Annotated in this window: 13 protein-coding genes; 1 reads left to right on the forward strand and 12 read right to left on the reverse strand. The window is 27.5% G+C overall.

The annotated features are described in order from the left end of the window. Positions 1-10: 10 nt before the first annotated feature. Positions 11-1,075, forward strand: coding sequence for a hypothetical protein (locus BM119_RS02670; protein ID WP_090038655.1), 1,065 nt, complete (start codon positions 11-13; stop codon positions 1,073-1,075). A 736-nt stretch (positions 1,076-1,811) separates the two neighbouring features. Here BM119_RS02670 and BM119_RS02675 read toward each other — a convergent pair. From BM119_RS02675 to BM119_RS02730, 12 genes are all read right to left on the reverse strand, one after another. Further along, on the reverse strand, positions 1,812-2,621 hold the full coding sequence (locus BM119_RS02675) for an Rpn family recombination-promoting nuclease/putative transposase (RefSeq protein WP_242948281.1): 810 nt from the start codon (positions 2,619-2,621) through the stop codon (positions 1,812-1,814). Positions 2,622-3,072: 451 nt separating this feature from the next. Continuing rightward, positions 3,073-3,297: a hypothetical protein gene (locus BM119_RS02680; RefSeq protein WP_090038657.1), complete on the reverse strand. Its 225-nt coding sequence runs from the start codon at positions 3,295-3,297 to the stop codon at positions 3,073-3,075. Positions 3,298-3,722: 425 nt separating this feature from the next. Further along, entirely contained in the window at positions 3,723-4,538 is an 816-nt protein-coding gene (locus tag BM119_RS02685) for an SLAP domain-containing protein (protein ID WP_090038659.1), read from the reverse strand. Between the two features lie 610 nt (positions 4,539-5,148). Continuing rightward, a complete protein-coding gene (locus BM119_RS02690; RefSeq protein WP_090038661.1) occupies positions 5,149-8,379 on the reverse strand; it encodes a hypothetical protein in 3,231 nt (1,076 codons plus the stop codon). A gap of 592 nt (positions 8,380-8,971) precedes the next feature. Next, positions 8,972-11,749, reverse strand: a complete 2,778-nt coding sequence (locus tag BM119_RS02695) for a hypothetical protein (protein ID WP_090038663.1) — start codon at positions 11,747-11,749, stop codon at positions 8,972-8,974. A gap of 383 nt (positions 11,750-12,132) precedes the next feature. Beyond that, positions 12,133-15,834: an Ig-like domain-containing protein gene (locus BM119_RS02700; RefSeq protein WP_090038664.1), complete on the reverse strand. Its 3,702-nt coding sequence runs from the start codon at positions 15,832-15,834 to the stop codon at positions 12,133-12,135. Between the two features lie 487 nt (positions 15,835-16,321). Then, a complete protein-coding gene (locus BM119_RS02705) occupies positions 16,322-19,597 on the reverse strand; it encodes a hypothetical protein (protein WP_090038666.1) in 3,276 nt (1,091 codons plus the stop codon). A gap of 1,061 nt (positions 19,598-20,658) precedes the next feature. Then, complete coding sequence (locus tag BM119_RS02710) at positions 20,659-21,561, reverse strand: ABC transporter substrate-binding protein (protein WP_090038668.1); 903 nt, start codon at positions 21,559-21,561, stop codon at positions 20,659-20,661. A 175-nt stretch (positions 21,562-21,736) separates the two neighbouring features. Further along, entirely contained in the window at positions 21,737-21,970 is a 234-nt protein-coding gene (locus tag BM119_RS02715; protein ID WP_090038670.1) for a helix-turn-helix domain-containing protein, read from the reverse strand. Between the two features lie 22 nt (positions 21,971-21,992). Continuing rightward, positions 21,993-22,208, reverse strand: coding sequence for a helix-turn-helix domain-containing protein (locus tag BM119_RS02720; RefSeq protein WP_090038672.1), 216 nt, complete (start codon positions 22,206-22,208; stop codon positions 21,993-21,995). 552 nt (positions 22,209-22,760) lie between these two features. Further along, entirely contained in the window at positions 22,761-23,876 is a 1,116-nt protein-coding gene (locus BM119_RS02725; RefSeq protein ID WP_090038674.1) for an alginate O-acetyltransferase AlgX-related protein, read from the reverse strand. A gap of 19 nt (positions 23,877-23,895) precedes the next feature. After that, positions 23,896-25,323: an MBOAT family O-acyltransferase gene (locus BM119_RS02730; RefSeq protein WP_090038676.1), complete on the reverse strand. Its 1,428-nt coding sequence runs from the start codon at positions 25,321-25,323 to the stop codon at positions 23,896-23,898. Positions 25,324-25,379 lie beyond the last annotated feature (56 nt).

Here is a 25,379-nt window from a genome sequence, read left to right on the forward strand (position 1 = left end):
GGAGGGTTCTATGAGGAAATATTTTAAACAATTAATCATTGGATTTCTTTTAGCCGCAGTATTGTGTATGACAGCCATGTATATAATAGACCCTTACCAATACTTTAGACAATCTACCCTTTACTCACCATTATTTTTAATACCTCAAGAAAGGAATATAAATCCTGGTCTTGTAAAAAACTTTGATTATGATTCACTTATAATAAGTAACTCAACAAGTGAAAATTTTACAAATAAATATTTAAGAAATGAACTTAAATGGAATCCATTAAAAATATGTATGTCTGGTTCTAGCTCTTACGAGTATTCTCTCATATATGACATATTAAAAAGAGAAAATAAAGATGTAAAAAATATAATAACAACCTTTGATTTGTTTGCCTATGAAAAGGGAGCAACTGAAGCTGCAAAAGAAACCCCTTTATATCTTTATAATGATAAAAAACTAGATGATATAAGGTATCTTCTTAACTTAAACATATTATTTAATGGACTTGAAAATATCTATGACTATAATTATAGATTTAAAGATGAGAGATTTAAAAATAGGGATTATGCTTATTTTACTGGAGATTTATATGAATTCTCCAAAAATGTAGTTGTTCAAAATGAGCTAGAAAATTTAAAATCAGATACTCTAGATCCATTGAATAATCCAAAAGAAAACACTATTGATATGGATTATATAAATAAAGTTATGGATAATTTTAATAATCATTTATTAAAATATATAAACGAAAACCCAAACACAAAATTTTATATAGTGTTTCCTCCTTACTCAATACTGTACTTTAAAGATCTTCAGTATAAGGGAAACTTTGAAAACTTTATATATATAAAAAATAGAGTAAGTGAAGAATTATTAAATCATAAAAATGTATCAATTCTAGACTTTCAAACTGATGAAGGAATAGTTAAAAACCTTGATAATTATAAAGATATTGTTCATTATACCTATACAGTGAATAACTATATGGAGAAAAATATAAATAACTCTGATTATATTTTAACACCAACAAATTATAATGAAAAAATATCACATTTAAAAAACATGGTTGAAAAATACAAACTATAAGAAAAGTCATATAAACATAAAAATAGGATGATAAGCACCGTAAACAAGCAGATTTCACCTAGTATTCTAAAGTAAAAAAAAGCATTACTTCCTAAATTTCAATAACTCACTTCGTTCAAACAATTGAAATTCTTAACGGAATTAATGCTTTTTTTCACTAAGAATACTTACGGTTTATCTGATAGTTTACTAACGCTTATCATCCTATTTTTATTAAGATAATTTTATTATTATGAATGTTCAATTTAAAATAAGGACTAATCAATACAAACTAGCTGACTGCACAAAGTATTGTAAGGTATAAAAAACTTTATATGGCTAAAATCCAATAACTTGATTTGCTTCAAATAATTGGAGTTTTTAACACCATCAATGCTTTTTTATAACAAGAACGATTAATGTTCGCTAGATAATTTGTTAATGCTTATGCCTCACTTTTCTTAGATGATTCCTCATATTAAAAAAGATGCCTAAATTCCAACAAATCACTGCGTTTAGCAAATTGAAATTCTTAACGGAATTAATGCTTTTTTTCACTAAGAATACTTACGGTTCATCAGATAATTTGCTAACGCTTAGCCCTCACTTTTCTTTAGATAATTTTATTATTATGAATGTTCAATTTAAAATAATAATTTATATGAAATTTATTTTGTGATTTAACTACATTTTCTACAAACCTTTTTAAGGCTTTATCATAATAAGATTTTAAGTGTGAGTATTGGCTTTTTTAATACTAATGTAAATATTTATTTCTCAATTCTATTATTTTATTTTCTGGAAGTTCTGTAATATCAACTATATCTTCCATAGAGTCTCCTCTTTTTATCATCTTTTCTGCTATTTTTATTGCTTTATCATTTGCTCCTTTATCTATTCCAATATTTATTCCCTTATCTATTCCAATATTTATTCCTTCTTCTCTAGCTGTTTTGATTCTTGTCATTTGGTCATGAATTTCTGCTTCCCTTGCTTCATATGCCATTCTTGATTTTTCATCTTTACTCATTACTTGTAATAAATCATAGGCTTTTCTTATATCTTCATTTTTTTCAGCAAGCATTTCCATATCCTCCTTTGACTTTAATCCTATAAATTCCATCCATTGAGTTATTGCTAAGTTTTCGTCTTTATCTATATTCTTATTTTCAAGTTTTGCTAACTCTAGATAATGAATTTCAAATATATCTGTAAGTTTATAACCTGTTTCATCTTCTGTTATATGGTAACTTGTGTGTATTTTATCAAGGGGAATACATTCAAAGTCTACTATATTTATAGTTATACATTTCTTTAACTTATCATAAGTATCCCCTGATTTTATTTGATTTGTATACATCTTTGCCCAATAAAATGTAGTTCTTTCAGCCATATATTTAGTTGCTAACACTTGAATTTCTATATTTATTTCTTTTTCATCTTTAGTTTTTGCCCTAACATCTAGAATTCCCTTTTTATCCTCTTGAAACTGTCTTGGCAATTCATTATTTATTATTTTTAACTCTTTGAGTTCACTTTCTTCTATATTTAATATTGCTACTAGCAATGCTTTTAATAAATTTATATTTTTAGGATCACCAAATAAAAGCTTAAATGCAAATCTATTTTAGGTGACATTATAAAATTATCATCTGTATTTACATTAGGTTTCATCATATCACTTCCTCTATTTTTACCTTTGACTGTTATTAGTATTTATATTCTCATCTTATCAGAAAATTTCAATACTTGCTATTAAATTTATAAGTATAATCTTTTAAAATTCATCTAAGTATTAAAATAGAATGATAAGCACCCTAAACAATGAAAAAACACAAATAAAAAAGACCCGCAATAACCAATCTATGCCGATCTTATAATAAGCTTTTACATCCTAAATTTTCAAATTCTAAAACTTTTCACTAGTTGGATCTTATAGAATTAATGTTTTGTTTTTAATTCTAAAATTTCCTTCCAATTCTTAGCTGTTACAAGCTCTATTACATTTAAGTCATTTTTCAAACAATCAACTTTTTATTCATCTCTATTCTAAATTGCTTAAATTCATCATTTTTATCAAATTCAGAATCTAATTCAACTTCAATTCTATCTTGATCCTTTTTAAAATTAGTTACATCTGACTTAAGATCTGATATATCCAATTTCATACCTGATACATCTTTTTTTAAGTCATTTATGTTATCATTCATATTCTGTAATAACTGTAATATTTCTTTCTCCATATTGTACCTCCAAAAAGTATAATATCAATAAACTTTGCTCTTTAGAAATATAGTATATCATTTTTAAATGCTTAATACCTATAGGTTTACTTAAAGTTCACCTTATTACTTATGATTACACATTATGTATATATTATACATAAAATACATCATATTATAATTATATCATTGTTTAATAGAACATATTCTAAATATGGCTTAATTATAGTATAAGATTTACATAACTCAATAAATATAACCAAAGAATAAAAGTGGCTGCTCTACGTTATAATTGAGAATAGAAAGTTGGCAGTTTAGGTTCTATCAGCATTTTAGGATTGAAAATTTCTATAATTGCCTATATAACAAAAAAGACCAGCAATAAACACTTACTGCTGGTCTTACAATAACAAAATTCAGTTAAAATTTGTTACTTCTTAAGTATATTATTTATCTTCTGAAACGGCATTAGCTATGTCAAGCTTACCATATAATAATTCATCAGTATTTTTTAATATTATATCTTCATCTTTAAAGTTAACTTTAAATGCTCCTACAGTTCCTGACTTTACTTCTCCTAGCTTATCTACTGTTGTGCTCGCCATAGTTATTCCCATAGAATCTTTAAGTCTAACAACAGGCTTGTCTATTGTAAAGCCTTTATCAAAAGCATTTTTAAGAAGGAATATAACACTTACTGAATCATCTTCTTCTTTAACAACTTTAAATTGCTCAAGTCCCCATGTTTCTTTCTTCATAGGTTCCATTGCGCTTATATGTCTTTCAATTGCTCTTACATGTAAAACATCTATAGTTTCATCTACATGATCAAGAGTTAAACTTGTAGATGTATGTGCTCCTATGTTTTCAGCAAAAACTAGCTTACACTTTCTTAAATCAATACCTTCTAAATTTAAGTTTTTCTTATTAACAGTTAATGTTACTGGTGTTGCTGAATATTGATCTATTGTTCCAAGAAAATTTAAGTTTATAGTCATGTTAGTTATAACATTTTCATTTTCATCTTTCATTATAAACTTCATATCTGATAATGTTAATGGAGCCTTTACTGTACTTCTTAACATAAGCTTACACTCTATTTCATCGCCCATATCATGTATGTATAATGTATCCATCTTCAACTGATCCATTTCCATTTCAGGTAACTTTCTTACTTCTTCTTGTAATATTAATGTCTTAAGCTTTTTTTCCTTTAAAGTTCTTCCACCTGTTAAATTGATATTAAATTTGAACTTACTCATACTACTTCAAATCCTCCGTACTTCTTATTGTTATTTATTATTATATTTAAATATTATTTATTATATTATCTCTACTTTATAAAAAAAGGCTACGCCCTTTTTAAAATTGACAATTATTGTTGGAAGTCACAGACTTCTTAAATATAAAGTTGAAGGTTGAGATTGGAAAGTTGAAAGTTATGGTTGAAAACCACAGGTTTTCTTTAATTACATTTTTTTAATTTTAAAATCTTCCTAAGAAGATTTATCCGCAACTTGTCACTTGCAACTTGCCACTAAATATATTTATCCACATATTTAGAATTAATTTTGGATTCAACTTAATTATAAACTTCTAAATCATAAAACATATATCAATTATAACATAAAGACATTTCTTTAACTATTGTAAAAATTAAAAAACATAAGAGCACAATCTAAAAGATTATGCTCTTATAAAACATACTTGTTATTGAATTAAAAATATATTACTTAAGTAACCAAACTAAAGTAGTGACAAGTTCTTGTAACTTTCAACTCTTAACTTGTAACTTGTACAAGTTTGTTACTTCCCTATATTAACTTATCTAATATTGACATAGTAAAAAACGCCACTGAATGAAGATTCGTTTTATACTATTATTATAGGATTACTAATGTCCTTTGGTATTGTAAGAGTAAATTTTTTAGTATCAGTGTTGTTTCCCTTAGAAATAGTAACTGTTATTTCAATCTCAACAGAATCCTTATCTATTGGTCTAACTATTTGAATATTACCCTTATCATCTACTGTAGCTAGGCTGCTATTTTCTGAAACTGAATAAACATAAGTAGCTCCATTACTATGATCTTTTATCTTTGTAACTTGCTCTTTACTTTCTACTGTTTCAATTATTAAATTACCAACTACTAATTCATTCTTAGCAACTTTAACTTCAAACTCTTCAATTCTATCACTTTGAACTTTTCGGTCTTCCTCTAGTTTAGTTGTATCAACTGAAGCATCCTTTAACACTTTAATGTTGGCATCAACAATTTTAAGTTTAGCTTCTGCATCCGCAAAAGGTTCAGTTACTACTGGATCAGTTAACTTATCACAAGCTAATTTTAAATCATTTATTGCTACTTTAGTCTTAAATACATTTATTCTATTTTCTTCTGTCTTTATTCTGTCTTGTAGCTTATTTCTATCTACTGAATTCTCATCTAATTCTTTAACAGCATTATTAGCCTTAACTAATTGATCCTCAGCCGCCTTAAGAACATCTTTTGAATCAGTTATCTTATCATCAATTAACTTATCACATTGATCCTTTAATTTATCTACCTCAGCTGAAGCTGTATCAAATAAACTATCAAGTTTAACCTCAACATTTCCTATAAGACCTGACTTTACAGTATTTCCATACAAATCTGATATAGTATTATCCTCTAATACTTCAATAGTTACCTTATCATCAGAATTTCTTAATTTGTCTTCTGGACTTAATGTTATCATCAAAGTGTCCGTACCCTGTCCTGTAACTACTATGTCTCCTTGTACGCTTGTATCATTAACCCTAACTTTCAAGTCATTTTTATCAATAGTGTACTCACTACTAATTACATCTGACATTGATAATTTTATCTTATTATATGAAACAACCTCTGCCTTAGAGATTTCCGGTTTAACATTTTCTTGGAACTCTAATACTTCTTCATAAGATTTTACATTTTTCAATCCATTTACTCTAAAAGTCTTATTTCCAGTAGTTGTTATCCAACCTTCTTTAAGTGTTAATTCAACTGTCTTTTTATCTTCTTTAAAAATAGCACTTTCAAATACTTGAACACCATCTATTGTATAATTTGAAGGCTCTTTAGCATCAGCTCCAAGATCTGTATCAAATTTAACTATTACCTTATCTTCATCTTTCTTTTGGTCATTTGGTTGGACACTAGTTACCCTAGCAGTCTTTCCACTAGTATTATTATTGAATGTCAAACTTGTTTTTTCTATCTTTTGATCATATTTATCTATAATATCTGATGACTCTAGATCAAACCTATACTTCCCTTGATCTAAATTAGTTATATCTAAAGCTATTTGATTTGCATCTATATCTTCAAGAGTACCATTATATAAAAGAGAAACATTGTCAGTAATAGTTATACCATCTTTATCCTCATGTTTAACTTCAATCTTAATATCATTTCCCTTATCATTCTTTAAATCTCTATCAAATGTAAATACTGCATACCTTAACTCTCCAAAAATCTTAATTTCTGCATCTGGACTATCAATATCTAATGCTGGATGTTTAGCTTCAAATTTAACTTCCTTAGTAACACTGTCTCCCTTATTGCCAGACACATCTTCATAACCATAAATTGTTATAATTTTATTTCCTTCAAAATTCTCTGGAACATCTAATAATTTAAATTCATATTCATAGTCATCTTCATTTGTATCTATTAGTTCAGCTGCATTTTCTTTACCATCAACTAATACCTTAAAATCATTGTTTTTAATAGCTTCATTAAATGAAACCTTAAATACATTCTTTGATAAAACATCTATACCATTTAATGTTGGATCTTCATTATCCTTTTTTATTTCTATCTCCCCAACATATTTAGTTAATGCATTACCTGCAAAATCTGTTAATCCATCTACTTCTATTGAATATTTTTTATCTTCTTTTAAATTAAGAGAATCTACATTTATTATACATTTAGCTGCTTTCTTAGTAAACTGATCCTTATTTATATAAATTGTAGCCCCATCACTTTTAAGTTTTATAGTGTTAGGGTAATCAGCTTTATTCATTATTGGTTCTGTAAACTTTACCGTTAGTTCTTTATCACTTTCTGAATATCCAACTGATTTTACTTTAGGAGCTGTATTATCATATAAATTAAGTATTTCTCCATAATCCTTCATTTCAGTTTCTTCTTTTGTTGCAACATTCTTAACCTTAACAAGATATTTTGCATTTTCATTATTATTTAATCCTGATACAGTTAATAAAACACTTCTATCATCATTTAATTCTGCTGCAACTATACTTACATCTTTGGCATCAGAGTTTGCGGCTGTAATTTCAAAGTTATCTGCATTTTCTCCAGTGTGAGATGTAATGTCTCTATTAAACGTAACTATAATTTCTCTTGCATTATCAGCCTCTACGTTTCTTACATATAAATCTTGTTTTGCTATTTCTTCATTAACTAAATCTTCTTGAACTTTAAGCTTTGCCTCTAGATATGGTCCATTTAATTCTAGGGTAGCTATTTTGCCTATAGCCTCTTTAGCTGTTCCTACTTGAGTTGAGGCTTCTTCAAGTTTTCCTTCTTCTCTTAAAGTCTGAACCTTTATTATTTCATCAGTTGCCTTTACGTAATTTGGATCTGCATCAAAGACAACTGCTTGTCCCCAGACATCTAATCTGCTCTTTAAATAATCAGCACTTTCAACGTCTATCTTTTCAAGTGCTGGTATATCTATATTTAATAAATCATCAAATAATTGCATGTTTTTTGTTGTTGAAAAGGTATCCATTTTAGTTATTACTTCAACTACTTCTTTTGTAAATACTTGATTATCATATTGTGCAATAAATTCCTTTGCTCTTGCTGCAGCTTCTGCATCATATTTTTCAAGTCTTTCAGCAGCATAATTAACCCTATGATGATTTGCGAAGTTAGGTTTTTCAGCTAATTTTTCGCTATATTCTTTTATTACTTCCTTTAACTCTTCTGCTGTAGCATTTGATTCATCTTCTATAGGTGTTGCATTAGCATTAATTCCTGGCGCAACTATGCCCATAATAGAACTTACAGTCAAGAAAACACTCAATAATTTTTTTTGTCTAGTCCCCATAAAATAACCCCTCCAATTTTAAAGAAAAATGTATTTTTAAAAATATATATTTTATTTATTAGGCTAATTAAAAAACATGAATAAATTTCCATAATATAACTTGGTTATTTTCCCACTTACCCTTCAAATAACTTCCATAAATTCATTTTACTAAATTTTGAGAAAACTTTCAATGATATTTATTGTATATATTTAGTTAACTTTTTTATTTATTTATTCAAATTCACCTTTATTTTTTTATAAAAACCATGTTTTTAATGAATATTTTTATTAAATTTAACATTTTAATATTTTTCATATTCATATTTTCTTAAAATCTTTTATACCCAGCAGTACAAAAATGAATTTTTTCAATTTAATAATCTCATTATTAATATATAGTTTCTCTATTACTTTTTTAGTACCTATTAAAAATAATTTGTAATATTCACTGACTAAACAGTACAGAATGAATATTTATTCAGGTGGTAATAATAATATGAAAAAGGCTATGCCCTTTTAATGACAAGTGACAAGTTGGAGTAAAAAAATAAGCTCATGTGGCGTACCCACATGAGCTTATTTTTTACTTGTGACTTTCTTATAGTTCTCTCTAATAAAATTCCTCTATTATCTTACTTTGCTCATTTATTTCATTTTGCAAATTAATTTTATCGGGAGAATTTTCAAGGTCATCAACAGCTTTTTGTGCAGCTTCTCTGGCCTTTTTTGCCTTGTCTAAATTTTCTAAAACAGCTAAATCTTCTTTACATGCATTTCTTAAATCCTCTACTTTATTAATAGCCTCAACTAATAAACTGTCAAGGTTAATGCCTACATCTTCTATGATGCCTACTTCCACATTATTTCCTTCTTCATCACATATCCTGTTATCATCTAATATTTCAAGGGTTACTTTATCCCTAGAACTTGTCAAAGTATCTTCTTTACTTAAAGTTATAAATAAAATATCCGTTCCTTGACCTGTAACTTTTATATCATTACTTAAATTATTTCCGTCAGTTTTAATCTTTATATCATCCTTATTTATAGTAATATCTTTTTTAATATCCTCTGACATAACAATTCTTATTGTATTGAGACCAATTTTATCTACCCTCTCTACTTTTGGCTTAGTATTGTCCTTAAAATCTATATCATTATCATAATCTTTAACATTATTTATTCCTTGAACTTTAAAGTTTTTCTTACCACTAGTAGATAATGCATCCTTTTTAAGAGTTAACTCAACATGTTTTTTATCTTCAATAAATATAGCTTTTTTAAATACTTGTTTATTATCTATGGTATATTTATTCGGATTCTTTGCATCATCTTCAACTTCTTTATCAAACTCAACTATTACTTTATTTAATGCATTTTCCTTATGTTTTTCATCAGACTGTTTATCTGGATCATTGGGTATTACATTAATTACTTTACCTGTTTTATATTGAGTACTATTATAAAATTTTAAGCTTATCTTTTCTATGTTTTGATTATAATTATCAACTATATTTCTTGGCTGTAAATCAAATGTATATTTTCCTTCTTCTAAATTTGTTATGTCTAACCCAATCTCATTATTTTCTAATTTTGCATCTAAATCCTTTTTATCTACTAAAGGTATGTTATCAGTTATGGTTACCCCATCACTATTAGTATGTTTAACCTGAACAATTCTATCTTCTTCAGCTTCACCTAAATTAACATCTTTATCAAATGTAAGGACTTGGTATGTCTTACTTAAGGTCATCTTTAACCTTGGTGTAGTGTTCTTTAATACTGGATGTTGTTCCTTAAAATAAACTTCCTTTGTAATAGAGTCTCCCTTATTTTTATATAAATCTTTATAATCATATATAGTTATTAAGTTATATAATCCTGATAAACTTTTAGGTAAAGTAACATCGTATTGTCCCTCTATAACATTATCATCATCTTCATTTATAACTTGTAAATTCTCACCCTTTTTTAAAACTAATTCTTGTCCATTTACCATAACCTTAAATATATCATCATATATTTTTTCACTAAACTGAACTCTAAAAACATTCTTAGATATTGATGTTATACTATTAACCCTAGGGTTTTCCTTATCTTTTTTTATTAATAAGTCATCACTATATTTTATTAATAAATTTCCAGCATAATCAGTTAATCCATCAATTTCTAATGTATAATTTTTATCATTTCTATCTATATTAGTTTTCGATAAATCTAAAATAAAATATTTTTTATTTTTATCTAATTCAAATGCATATATACTAAGAGGAATTTTTGCTTTTTCATATTTTATCTTAACACTTGAATATATATCATCTTCTGTAGCATTGATAGGTTCAGAAAAATCCACCATTATTCTATTATCATCAATATACTTAACATTTTCTACCTCTGGTGCATGGTCATCATAAATATTTAGTATTTCATAGTAATCCTTCATTTCTTTTCCGTCATTTGTAATTATATTTTTAATAGATGCAATATGCATAGCATTAATATTTGAGTTTAAGCCCTCTTTAACTTTTATAATAACTGTACAACCATCTTGTTGTAACTGAATATCTTCAATATTTATATCTTTAGAACTTGAATTAATAGATTTAAATGAGTAATTATTTATATCTTCAGCTGAACTTTCGCTTACCCCTTTATTAAACTTAACTTCTATCTCTCTACCATTATTAAGTGATACTTTTCTTACATACAAATCTTTTTCAGCTATATCATTTTCAACCTTATGTTCTTCTATTTTAAGTTTTCTTTCTAAATATTCTCCATTTATATTATATGTAACTATATGTTTTATAGCTTCTTTTGCCACTTCTACTTGATTTAATGCTTCCTGAAGCTTGTCCTCTTCTCTTAATAAATTAACCTTAATGATCTCATCTGTTGCCTTTGAATAATTGGGATCAACCTCAAACACTACACCTTTACCCCAAACATCTAATCTACTCATTAAATAATCTGCACTTTCTTTATCTGTGTTTTCAAATAAAGGGATATCATTATTTATCAAGTCATCATAAATTTTCATTTCCTTAGATTCTGCAAATTTACTCATCTTATCTACAAGGTTAATAATATCCTCTGTGTATACTTTACTATCATATTTTGCAATACTATTTAAAATATTATTAGCATACTGCTCATCATATTTTGCTAATCTTTCTGCTGCGTACCTTACTCTATGATAATTTGCAAATATAGGATTTTGCTCTAACTTAATACTATACTCATTTATAACTGATTTTAATTGTTCTTCTGTTGCGTTTTCCTCATCTTCTACTACTGTTGCCATTGCTGTAAGTAATGGAGCAACTATTCCACTAACTGAAGTTGTAATCAAAGCAATGCTTAAAAGTTTTTTCTCTTGTTTCTTCACCCTAACCCCTCCAAAATATATGTTTACAATAAACTTTCACTATAGTTTTTATAAAACAAAAATACTATTTATAGGTTAGCATCATCATAATATATTTTCAATGAACTTATTCTCAACCTAAAATAATATTTACTTTAAATACTAAATACATCATCTTCTAATATTCACGATTCGAGAAAGCCTCTTATTATTTTAATCACTAATTCTTTCATTCACATTTTCCATTATAAATTCATGATTGAGAGTATCAAAACATTTTGGGTAAACAAAAAGCATAGCCATTTTTGACTATGCTTTTAATTTTTATTAAGTTATTTCATTCTTAATTCTCGCTCAACTTTACACAATTAGTGTATATTTCAATGAATTATTGTCACCTTTAATTACTTTATTGATTGTTGAAAACTATCCAATTGATTTCCAGCTTTATCACTAACAGTTCCTTTTGTATATGATACAGTTGTTTTTCCTGCTTCAAATTTACTTCCTGTAAGTGTAACTGTTAACCCATCATCTGATATCTCTACTTTAGTAATTAACTCTTCTGTTTCACCTGAATTTTTTGCTGAAAATCCTTTTAATCCTTCGCCTTCAAATTTAGTTTTATCAAGCGACTCACTAAATTTAATTTCTACATTGTTAGCATCTACACATTTAATTTCTTTTAAAATTGGGGCAGTTTCATCTTTTATATTAACTATTACCTCTTTATTTTCTTTCAAAGTATTACCAGCTAAATCTTTAACTGTATTTTGTACTATTACCTTAACCTTACAATTGTCACTTGGTTTAAGTTTATCTAAACCACTTTGCTTAAGTGTCACATTTATCTTACTATTATCTTCTTTATTTAATGTTACTGTATAATCTTCTTTATCTAAAACTGCTGGGTTATCTTTGAAATCACCTACATTAGTAGCATCTACAACTATATCTCCCTCTTGTAATGGACTTAAAGCTTCACTAGCTTTTATAGTTATTACACCATCTTTATAAGTTGCTTCATTTCCTATAGTTGGAACTGTTGTTTCATTAACTATTACTTTAACTGTTACTGTTTTAGTTGTATCACCATTTTTTAAAGTAACATTAACTTCACCACTTTTATTTTCTGTAGCTGGTGGTGTTATTTTACCATCCTTAGCAACTACCCCCTCTAACTTAGTATCCACACTATTTATTGAGCTTACTGTAGTTTCATTATTAGCTTTTTCTTCTAATATCTCTGTTAAATTCTTTGTATTATTTTTGTTGTCTATAGTTACTTCTCCTATATTTTTAATTGCCTCATCTAACTTATTACCAGTATCTTTGGCATCAATTATTTTACTTTGCTCATCTATGTCATTTTGTAAATTAGTCTTATCAGGGGAATTTTTAAGGTCATTAACGGCATTTTGTGCATCTTGTCTAGATTTTTTTGCATCTTCTAAATTTTTAGAATCAGATAAATCTTTTGCACATGCATCTTTTAAAACTTCTACCTTATTTATAGCTGTAACCAACATATCATCAAGATTGACCTCTACATCATCTATGATTCCTGATTCTACAATATTTCCTGCTTCATCAGATATTCTGTTATCATCTAATATTTCAAGAGTTACCTCATCCCTAGAACTTCTTAAAGTGTCCTCTTTACTTAAAGTTATAATTAATACATCAGTTCCTTGACCTGTAACCTTTATATCATTTTCTAAAGTATTTCCCTCAACCTTAACTTTTATATCATCCTTATTTATAGTAACACCTTTTTTAATTTCCTCTGACATAATAAGCTTAATTGTATTAAGACCTGTTTTCTCTGCTCTAGTTACTTCTGGTTTAGTATTGTCTTTAAACTCTAATTTCTTATCATAGTCCTTAACATTTTTTATTCCTTCTGCTCTAAATGTTTTCTTACCAGTATTAGATAAAGCATCCTTCTTAAGAGTTAACTCAACATGCATTTTATCATCAACAAAAACAGCCTTTTCAAACACTTGTCTATTATCTATAGTGTATTTCCTCTCATTTTTAGCATCTTCACCAACTTCTTTATCAAACTCAACTATTACCTTATTTAATGCCTTTTGTTTATCACTCTCATCAGGTTGTTCCTTTGGATCATTTGGTATTACATCAAGTACTTTACCTGTTTTATCATTAGTATTATTATTAAACTTCAAGCTTACTTTTTCTATCTTTTGACCATAATGATCAACTACATTTCTTGTTTCAAAGTCAAAGGTATATTTTCCTTCTTCTAATTTTGTTATATCTAATGCTATTTCATTGCTTTCTAAATCTGCATCGTTATTATCTTCATCTACTAGTTTTATATCCTTATCAGTTTTAGTTACTCCATCACTATCAACATGCTTAACTTCAATTAACCTATCCTTTTCATTTTCACCTACATTAACATCTCTATCAAAAGTAAATACTTGATATCTCCTATCTTTAGTTGTTTTTAATTTCGGTGTGGTGTCCTCTAATACTGGATGTTGTGCTTCAAAGTAAACTTCCTCTGTAGCAGAATCTCCTTCATTTTCATATAAATCTTTATAATCATATACTGTTATTAATTTACGTCCTTCTGATGTACTTGTTGGTAAAGTAATATCATACTTTGCCTCAACCATATCATCTTCATCTTCATCTACAATTTTAAGATTTGAACCCTTAGTTAAGGTTATTTCTTTTCCGTCCACAATAACCCTAAATTTATCATTATATATTTTTTCATTAAACTCAACTCTAAAATCATTCTTAGATAATGCTTTTATTTCAGTAACTTCAGGATCTTCATTATCCTTCTTTACTAATAAATCATCCTTATACTTTTCTAATGAATTTCCAGCATAGTCAGATACTCCATCAATCTCTATGGTATATCTTTTATTATTTCTATCTATACCAGTCTTAGATAAATCTATTTGAATATATTTCTTATCATCATCTAGTTTAAATGCTTTTTTACTTATATTTACCTTTGCTCCGTCAAGTTTTATCTTAACACTTGCAGATAAATCATCCTCTTCAATATTAATAGGTTCAGAGAAATTTATTCTTATTCTATTATCATCAATATACTTAATATTATCTACTTCTGGAGCAACATCATCATAAAGATTTAATATTTCATAATAATCCTTCATTTCTGTTCCATCATTTGTCATTACCTTTTCGATAGAAACCATATGCTTTGCATCACTATTTGTATTTAATCCACTTTTAATTTTTAAAATAACTGTACAATCATCATCTTGTAATTCAGCTTCTTCAATACCTATATCCTTAGAACTTGAATTAGCAGAATTAAATGAATAGTTCTCTGTATCTTCAGCTGAACTTTGACTTACAGATTTATTAAACTTAACTTCTATTTCCCTTCCATTATTAACAGTTACTTTTCTTACATATAAATCTCTTTCAGCCATATCATCTTTAACTTTATTTTCTTCTATCTTAAGTTTTCCTTCTAAATATTCTCCATTGATTTTGTAAGTAACTATATTCTTTATAGCTTTTTTAGCAACTTCTACTTGATCTAATGCTTCTTCAAGCTTATCTTTTTCTCTTAATGTATTAACTTTAACGATTTCATCTGTTGCCTTTGAGTAATTTTTATCTACTTCAAAAACTATCCCATTACCCCAAGCATCTAATCTACCTAATAAATAATCTGCACTTTCTTTATCTATCTTTGCAAATGAAGGTATATCATCATTTACCAATTCATCATAAATCTTCATTTCCTTAGACATTGAAAACTCATTCATCTTATCAACAAGTTTAACAATATCCTTTGTATATACTTTACTATCATATTTTGCAATACTACTTAAAGTATCTTTTGAATATTGTTCATCATACTGAGCCAATCTTTCTGCTGCATACAGTACCCTATGATAATTTGCAAATATAGGGTTCTTATCTAGCTTTACACTGTACTCATTAATAACTGATTTTAATTGGTCTGGAGTTGCCTTTTCCTCATCTTCAATTACTGTTGCCATTGCTACAACTGATGGAGCAACTATCCCACTAATTGAACTCGCAACTAAAGCCACACCTAAAAATTTTTTCTGTGCTTCCCTCATCATAATCCCTCCAATTATATCTTTAAAAATACATTTTTAACTATAGATTTTCTTTAAATTAGCATTCACTTGATATCTTAGCATCATTATACTACTTTTACAATAATTGTAAACATATATTGTAAAATATTAACACTAATTTAATAATAAATCTTATCACGTTTTTTTGAAGTTGAAAATTGAAAGTGGAGAGTTGAAAGTTAAGGTTGATTTTTCTACGAAAAATCTAAGATAAAAAACTACTTACCAATCATAAATTTTTCTGAACATCACGAAGAAAAATCTCCATCATCGTCAATTGTCCATTTTCAATTTTCAAATCCTACCTTATCATGATATTTAAATAACTTGGAAATGTTACACTGATGAGTACAAAAAATTTTATTTTTATGTATAAAAAAAGTATAGCCATTTCTGACTATACTTTTAATTTATTTTTTAGTTCTTAATCTCAAACTCAACCTTTGTTAAGTTGTTCTTTTTTTTACTATGAAACTGTAACTACAAAGCTACCAACTTCTATAACATGGCCGTTAGCATCTTTAACTTCCACAGTTATTGTTGATGTTCCTGCTGCAACTCCTGTTACTTTTACATTTTTACCACTTAATTCTACTGTAGCAAATTCTGTTTTACTACTTGTAACAACTGTTTTTGTTACATCAGCTAAACCTATAGTATTAGATTCATCACTTGCTGTACCAGTAATTGTGATATCATTTAATCCTGTTATTGCTACAACTTTAGCTGCCTTAAATGTGTCCACAGCTGTTTTTAAAGTTGTTTTTGCTTCTGTTAAGTCCTTTGTAGTGCTATCTTTATCATCTACTGCTGCTTTTGCAACTTTAATAGCTGTATCAAGAGTAGCTTTTGAACCAACTATAGTATTTCCAGCTACTACTCCTTCTGTTACAGATACATCATTCATAGCATCTGTAGCAGTGATTATAGCTGCATTTAATTCTTCTTTTGCTTTAGTTTTTTCAGCTTCTGCAGCTTCACCTTTTTTTGCATCTATTCTTGCTTGTAGATTTATCTTATCAGCTGATCCATCTTTTAAATCATCTACTGCTTTTTGTGCATCGTCAAGTGTTCCAGTTCCATCTTCATAAGCTTCTACTTTTTTTATAGCATCAGCTAATAATGAATCAAAATTAACTTCTGCATTAATAGTTGTCTTTTCAGCATTATTTCCTTCTTTATCAGCTATAGAATTTGTAGTGTCGGCTTCTAATACATCTATTGTTACTTTATCACTAGAATTTCTTAATTCATCAGCACTGTGTAATTTAATAACTAAAGTATCTGTACCTTTTCCTGTAACAGTTACATCTTCTTTAACTTTGTTTCCATTAATTTTAACTTCTAATGGCTTACCTTTAAAGTCATTAACTACTTCTGACATAGTTAATTTTACTGTGTTATAAGATATAACTTCAGCTTTGTCTATAACTGGTCTTTCATTTTCAACGAATTCTATTTTTGTACCTTTAATAACATTGTCATTAAAGTCCTTAACACCGTTCACTCCTGTAACTGCAAGTACTTTTTGTCCTGATGTTTTTATTACTCCATCTTTAAGAGTTAATTCTAATGTCTTTTTATCACCTTTTAGTTCAGCTTTTTCAAATGCTTGAATTCCATCTACAGTGTATTTTGAAGCATCTAAAGCTGATGTTGTAAGATCTTCATTGAATTTTACTACAACTTTATTCTTTTTGCTTTGATCTGTTCCTTCTTGATTATTTTTTACAAATCCAGCTACCTCAGCTTTTGATCCATTAGCACTCTTAGTAAATTGTAGATTTATTTTTTCTACGTCTTGGCCATATACATCTACTACATTTACTTTTTCTAAATCAAAATTATATTTAGCTTCTTCTAAGTTATTGATATCTACAGCTATTTCATATGACTCTAAAGAAGATAATTCTTTACTATCATGTAGTGTAGCTGGATCTTCTTTAGTTACTCCATCACTATCAACATGTTTAACTGTCACATCTTTATTTGAAACTTCTACATCTCTATCAAAAGTGTATACAGCAAATTTATGGCTAACTATCTTGCCATCTTTGTCTTTTATAGACATTGTTTTATATTCTGGAGTTGTATTTTCTAATACTGGATGACTCTTTTCAAAGTTAACTTCCTCAGTTACTGATTCTCCCTTATTATCTGAAAGATCTGTAAATCCATATATAGTAACTGTATGATTTCCTTCTTTAAAGTTTGCATCTTTTATTTTAACTGTAAAAGTCTTATCGTCTGCATCTTTAAGTTTTTCATTGTCCTTTATTTCTATATTTTCTGCATCTTTTCCATCTACTTTTACACTAAATCCTTTTGATAAAACATTTTTTTCTTCATCTTTTTCAGTAGCTCTTTGAAGTTTTATTTTTTCACTGAAAGTAACTTTAAAATCTGTAGGTGATAAAGTTTCTATCTTTTCTACTTCAGGATCCACATCATCTTTCTTGAATGTTATATCTCCAGTAAATTTAGTTAATGAATTTGCTGCATAATCAGTTAATCCATCTATTTCTATAGAATAAGTTTTATCTTTTTCTAAGTTTGCAGCTGATTTACTTAATTCAAGATACATTTTATCATCATCTAATTTAAATGCACTTGATTTTACACTTACAGTTGCTCCGTTTAATTTAACTTTTACTGCTGATGATGCTGCTGCTCCATCTGCTGCATTTATAGGTTCTGAGAAGTTTATTCTTACTGTATCACTATCTGTATACTCTAATCCTGTAACTTCTGGCTTAACATTATCAAACAATGCTATAATTTCTGAGAAATCATCCATATTTTTATCATTATCTGTTACAACATCATGAACTTTAACTAAGTATTTAGCATTTGTCTTATTGTTTAAAGTTAAATTATCTTTAAGAGTTAATTTAACAGTTTTATTATCATCTTGTAGTTCAGCTTCATCAGCATCTATAGTTTTTGCATCTGAATTTGCTGATGCGAATTCGTAGTTTTCAACTTTTTCAGCTGAATCTTTGCTTACAGCTTTGTTGAATTTAACTTCGATTTCTCTACCATTCTTAGCAACTACTGAAGTTACATGTAAGTCTTGTTTAGCTATTTCATTTTCTATAGCATCTATTTCAACTTTTAATGAAGCTTCTAAGTAAGCACCGTTTACTGCGTAAGTTTTTATTTCTTTTATAGCTTTCTTAGCAACATCTACTTGTTTTTGAGCTTCGTCAAGCTTTCCAGCTTTTCTTAAGTCAGCAACTTTGATTATTGCGTCTGTAGCTACTACATAGTTAGGGTCAACTTCAAATACTATTGCTTTACCCCAAACGTCTAATCTACCCATTAGGTATTCAGCGTTTTCTTTGTTTTCCATAGCTTTAATGTCTTTAGTTACTAACTCATCGTAAGTAGCCATTGATTTGCTTGATGCAAATCCATCCATTTTATCAACTATAGTTTTTACTTCTTCAGTAAATACTTTGTCAGCATATCCACCTATGTTAACTAAAGCTTCTTGAGAAGCAACCTTATCATATTGAGCTAATCTTTCTGCAGCGTATTGTACTCTATGGTAGTTAGCAAATATAGGATTTGCTTCTAACTTAGTTGTGTACTCTGCTATTACAGCTTTTAAATCCTCTGCTGTTGCTTTGCTTTCATCGTCTACTACTGTAGCCATAGCTGTCACTGATGGTGCAACTATTCCTGCTACTGAACTTGCAGCTAAAACTGCGCCTAAAAATCTTTTTTGTGTATCCTTCACAATAATTCCCTCCTAATAAATAAAACATATATTTTTAAAAATACATTTGACTATATAAAATCCTTAAAGCTTGTCCTTAAGGATATGTCAACATAATATGAAATGTTTAATTGCAAACTAATATGTAATTAGATCAACATTTAAACTTTTATCAATGAATGTACTGGCATTCATTATTTTGGAAAAATATAATTTAAAAACCAATCATAATAATTATTACCTTAAAAATAAAATTATTCATAATAAAGAAATAATTACTAAGCAAGTTTAATTATACTATGTTGCTTGTACCATTGCAATATATTTTTTGACAGTGGAATCCTCCACATTATGTAATATAATTGCCTATCTAAGCTGTACTTATATAGTTTCTACATAAAACCATAAAATCCTTTATTTTATTTATTTACATATTTTTTTGAAATTATATTATAAAATTAAATTTATACAAAAAATAACCTATATTTACTCACTTTAACATATGAAATATATCATATTTTGTGACTTCTTATACTATATAGTCGGTTTATTCTACAAATACTTTAGTGTTATTTATAAAAAAATATAATTTTTTTTTATAATTTAATTAAATTTATTATTTTTTTGTGAAATTATTTCATATTAATGATAAATTTACCTTAATTTCTTTACTTTTCTTCTATTTTTTATGTATTATCTATATTAAAGAGTTATATCTATACTTTTTTTACAAACTTAAATATTTTATATAGAACAACTCTTCTTTTAGATAATATCTTTTTTTATAATCATATAAATATTGTTATACTACCCAGTACAATACATATTTCACAATAAAATCTATTATATTAAGGTAGGAATTTTTTTAAATTGAGAATTGACGATTGACGATTATTGTTGGAAGTCATGGACTTCCTAAATATAAAGTTGAAGGTTGAGAGTTAAAAGTTTAGGTTGAAAATCACAGATTTGAAATTTCATAATATCCTACAAAGTAAAAAAACATAGAGATTTCTCCCTATGTTTTCAGACTCCTATACAATCACTATTAAATATAAACACTCGCTCAAAAATTCAACTCATCACTCAACGAATTTATCGCTTCCTGGCATTACACTTTTAATTTCTTTTCTTGAAAGCAAAGCCCTATTTTTTCTCATAACATTCATAGCTTCTTCTCCTAGAACCCAATCTACAAATTCCTTATGTTGAGGTTTTACTTCTTTATTATCAATAAGAGCAACACCTTCTGCCATAACATTAATAGGATTTGAGTATATAAGTTCTACATTTCCATCGTCCCATGCAGAGAATAACCCTTCATAATCTGGAACAATAACTATTCCAACTTCTTCATTGTTTAAAACCTCTGCTATGCCATGATTAAATTTTGATGTATGTTTTGCATTTTCATATATTTTTTCTGTATTACCTTTTCCTAATGCTTTTACTATTTCTTCATACATTGTGGTATCTTCGCTTGGCATTATTACCTTATTCTTATACTCATCCTTTTGTAGATCATTAAAATCCTTTGGTAAACTTAAGTTTTCTTTCTTTAATATTTCTTTATTATATGCTATAACTGGAGTAAACCCTCCAATGCCTATATAATAATTATCATTGTTTTTATACTGATCTTTTATATTGTCATATTCCTTTGACTTATACTGATACAATTTATCTTCCTTTTGTAACTTTTTAAGGTCCGTTTCACTTAATCCATATACAATATCCACTTCATCTTTATCTATAGCATCCTCTATACCCTGAAAGTCATAGACCTTAGATTCAACAATGGTATTGGGATAATAGATATTAAATGTATCTATTAGCTCTTTTAGATAATCTCCATCTAATGTAGTTCCTATCTTTATTATTGTCTTTTCCTGAGTTGCCACATCCATCTTTTTATTAACAGATGAGCATCCCCCTAATGTAAACATAAAAACACTCAACATAGCTATTGAAATAAATTTCTTCATACTTTACTATCCTTTCTGCATTGGTTTAAGGCACACGAAATAGACTAGCATACTGCCTTGTTATTTTTTTGAATGTGCCTAATATTATATCTATATTTTAACTTAATGCTACAATATTTAAAACATATATTAAATTATAAATTTTAGTGAAAAGTTATGATTTCTTATATGGTTTTTAATTGTAAAGTGCTGCATTGCTTTTTACATTTAATTCTTTTATATGACCTAAATCTGATAAATCCTTCCCATTATACTCTTTTAAAAATGTTAATAAGGATGTTCTAGTTACCTTAAGTCTCCCAAGCTTCATTGCCCTCAAAACCCCCATACTAATTAAATCATATGCTGAATTCCTATTAATCTTTAAGATTTTTGATATCTCATCAACAGTGTATAAATATTCATTCATTTTTTACTCCCCCCTTATTAATTCAACAAAATATATCGCTTACCCTAACCCCAAAAGCTTTCGCTATCAATATTTGATTTCTTTTTATAGGATAGTTTCTTCCAGTTTCCCAACGCCAAAATGACTTTTGATTTGTAATGCACACTTCTGCTGCCTCCCTTTGTGTCCACTTCTTAACCCTTCTTAAAAATTGTATTCTTTCATTCCAAACTAGGGTTCTAGTATCTTGTATTGCCATAAAACATCATTCCCTTCAATTTCGTAAATTCCTTTAATTTACGTATTTATATTTATTGAAACGATAGAATTCGTTCCCCTCTTTACTTACAATATATCACCTTTGTGTAATTGTTTACAAATCCCATTTTTCTGTAAAATATTTGGTTTTTTAAGATTATTATACAAAAACTTACTTTCTTATGCACTTATCTTATGTTTTTCCCACTGTTGCCGTTTATGACGTTACAATTAAGAATTGACAGTTGTTGTTGAAAGTCACGGACTTCCTCAATATAAAGTTGAAGGTTGAGAGTGGAAAGTTGAAAGTTTAGGTTGAAAATCACAGATTTTCTTTAATTGTATTTTTCATTTTTAAAATCTTCCTAAGAAGATTTATCCTTCAATTGTCAATTCTCAATCATCAATTGTAAACTCAAAAGCCCTTCAACACAGCATCTTATGATTAAAAATTTCTATACATCAAAAAAGCTGAAATTTTAAAATTTCAGCTCTCTTATTAATCACCCCAAAACTTACAACTCATAACTTGTCACTTGCAACTTGTAATTTTTTACTCAAAATACAAGTTCATATTGTCCATATATCTTTCAACCATTTCAACTATAACTACATCTGGTTTATTTTCTTCTATTACTTGTTTATTAAAGTATACATCCTCAAAATTAAGTCTTGTCCCCCAATAATAAGTTACCTCACTAAAATTCTCTGATAAAAATGGTATTAGTGATGCTGAAAATGAATCTCTAAAAACAACTGCCTTAGGCAATGTTTTATCTTTATTTACTGTTTTTATTATTTTTTCATTTTCATCATTTATAACATATTCATAGTTTGGACTGTTATTTTCTATATAAGTTATTATATCATCTGTATAACCGTCTATAAGAAGCATACTGGACAAGTCATAAACCTTATCTTTTCCTACACTTTTCCCAATCTTAAAGTCTTTTGGTGATGTTTTATATTTAGGTATCTTCTTATTTATTTCATTTATTATTTCCTTATAAGCAATGTATGCTCCATAATGATCCCAATGGGTATCTCTTTTACAGTATAACTGATTATTATCTTTTTCTTTCTTTAAAGCTTCTCTTAAATCTATAACGTTTAAATCCGTATTGCTCTTCATATAATTAAAAAAATCTTGTATACAGCCGTTTTCTCTTGCTTTTTTTATATCCTCTGGCATATATTCTGGATAAATTGTGTTCTTGTTTGGTGGTACTGTAAGAACTAGCTCTATACCTTGAGCTTTAAGATACTTTTCTTTTGCCATTAAGTTTCTTTTCATATCCTCTAGTATTTCATTTGTATATATCTTATCTCCTGTGTAACAACTAGTTGTTTCTTTTAAAAATAACCAGTCATCTTTTCCCACTATGACTTTATCTCCTGTCATCATATTAAATGCCTTATATTTAAATACTGCATTTAGTTTTATGAGTTCATTTCTAGTATTAAAACTGTTTGTAAAATATTTATCCAAATCTTTATAATAATCCTTATTTATTTTACCCTCACTTAAAATTTGTGGTTTTTCCACTTTTTCTTCATTCCCTATGGTTTTATCACTTGGTTTTAGTATTGTAAATATTAGTGGAATTATTATAATAGATAAAAATATTATTATCCTAATTGCCATATATATTTTAGCTTTCTTATTCATTATTATCTCCAATCCTTCATTAAAATCTGAAGTAAATAAATGGATTGTAGCTTGAAGCCACCATATAACTTATTGATATAATAAAAACTGCAAATAATACTATATCCTTAAATATCACTACGCAATTTGATAGATAAGAATTTTTATCTCTTATCTTTAGGTATGTATTCTTTATAAAAGGAGTGGATATTATTACTGCCAATATAAATGCTAATATAACTTGTCCATTTATATAATTCATACAATTATTTATATCTATATCTGTAACATTAAAATCAAACATTTTTTTAAGTACATCTAAAGCATTGTGCATTCCTTCTACTCTAAAAAATACCCATCCAACAATTACAACTAATAATGTATATACTCTTCCTATGAAAGGATTTTTTATATTTATTATTTTTGTTCTTTCAAGTATCATAAAAAGTCCATGGAATAATCCCCATGCTATAAAGCACCAGCTTGCTCCATGCCATATTCCTGTGGCAAAGAATACTATAAATAGATTTATATATGTTCTATATTTACCTTTTCTGTTTCCACCTAGTGGTATATATAAATAATCTTTGAACCATGTGGATAGGGATATATGCCATCTTCTCCAGAATTCTTGTATGCTTTTTGATATGTATGGGTAGTTAAAATTTTCTTTAAAGTTAAATCCAAACATTTTACCAAGTCCTATTGCCATATCCGAATATGCTGAGAAATCATAAAATATCTGCATCATGTAACATAATATAGCCATCCACCCTGACAATGTTCCTACTGTGGATATATCTTTAAATATGCTATCAGTTATGAATCCCAATGTATTGGCTATAAACATCTTCTTAAAAAATCCAACAATAAACCTTGTTATTCCTTCATACATTAAAGGTAAGCTATGTTTTCTGTAGCTTATTTCTTTTTCTACATCTATATACCTAACTATAGGGCCGGCTATTAATTGAGGAAAAAGTGCTACATATAAAGCTAGGTTTATTATGTTTTTTTGAACCTTAACTTCTTTTCTATATACGTCTATTACATAGGAAAGTATTTGAAATGTGAAAAACGATATTCCTATTGGAAGCATTATATCTATGTAATTTATTTTTCCTTCTAATATAAATAATGATGTAAATTTATTTATATTACTTATTGCAAAATTTATGTATTTGTAAAATCCCAATATACCTAAATCAATTACTACTGTGAAAATCAATGTTATTTTTCTTAACATTATGTTTTTGTTATCTAATTTATTGATTATAAATGCCAAAATATAGTTTATAACTATTTCTAAAAGCATTATTGTAATGAACCTTGGCTCTCCCCATGCATAAAAAACTAAACTACTTATTAATAGCCATAAATTTTTTAATTTTATAGTAGGAATTATGTAATACCCACCCAAAACCACAGGGAAAAACATAAACAAAAATACGGCTGATGTAAATACCATTCCCATGCCTCCTTAAACTAAAATTAATGGTAATTTCTACAATTAACCTAAGTATA

Source organism: Clostridium frigidicarnis, from assembly GCF_900111985.1.
In the GTDB taxonomy this organism is placed as follows: Bacteria; Bacillota; Clostridia; order Clostridiales; family Clostridiaceae; genus Clostridium_Z; species Clostridium_Z frigidicarnis.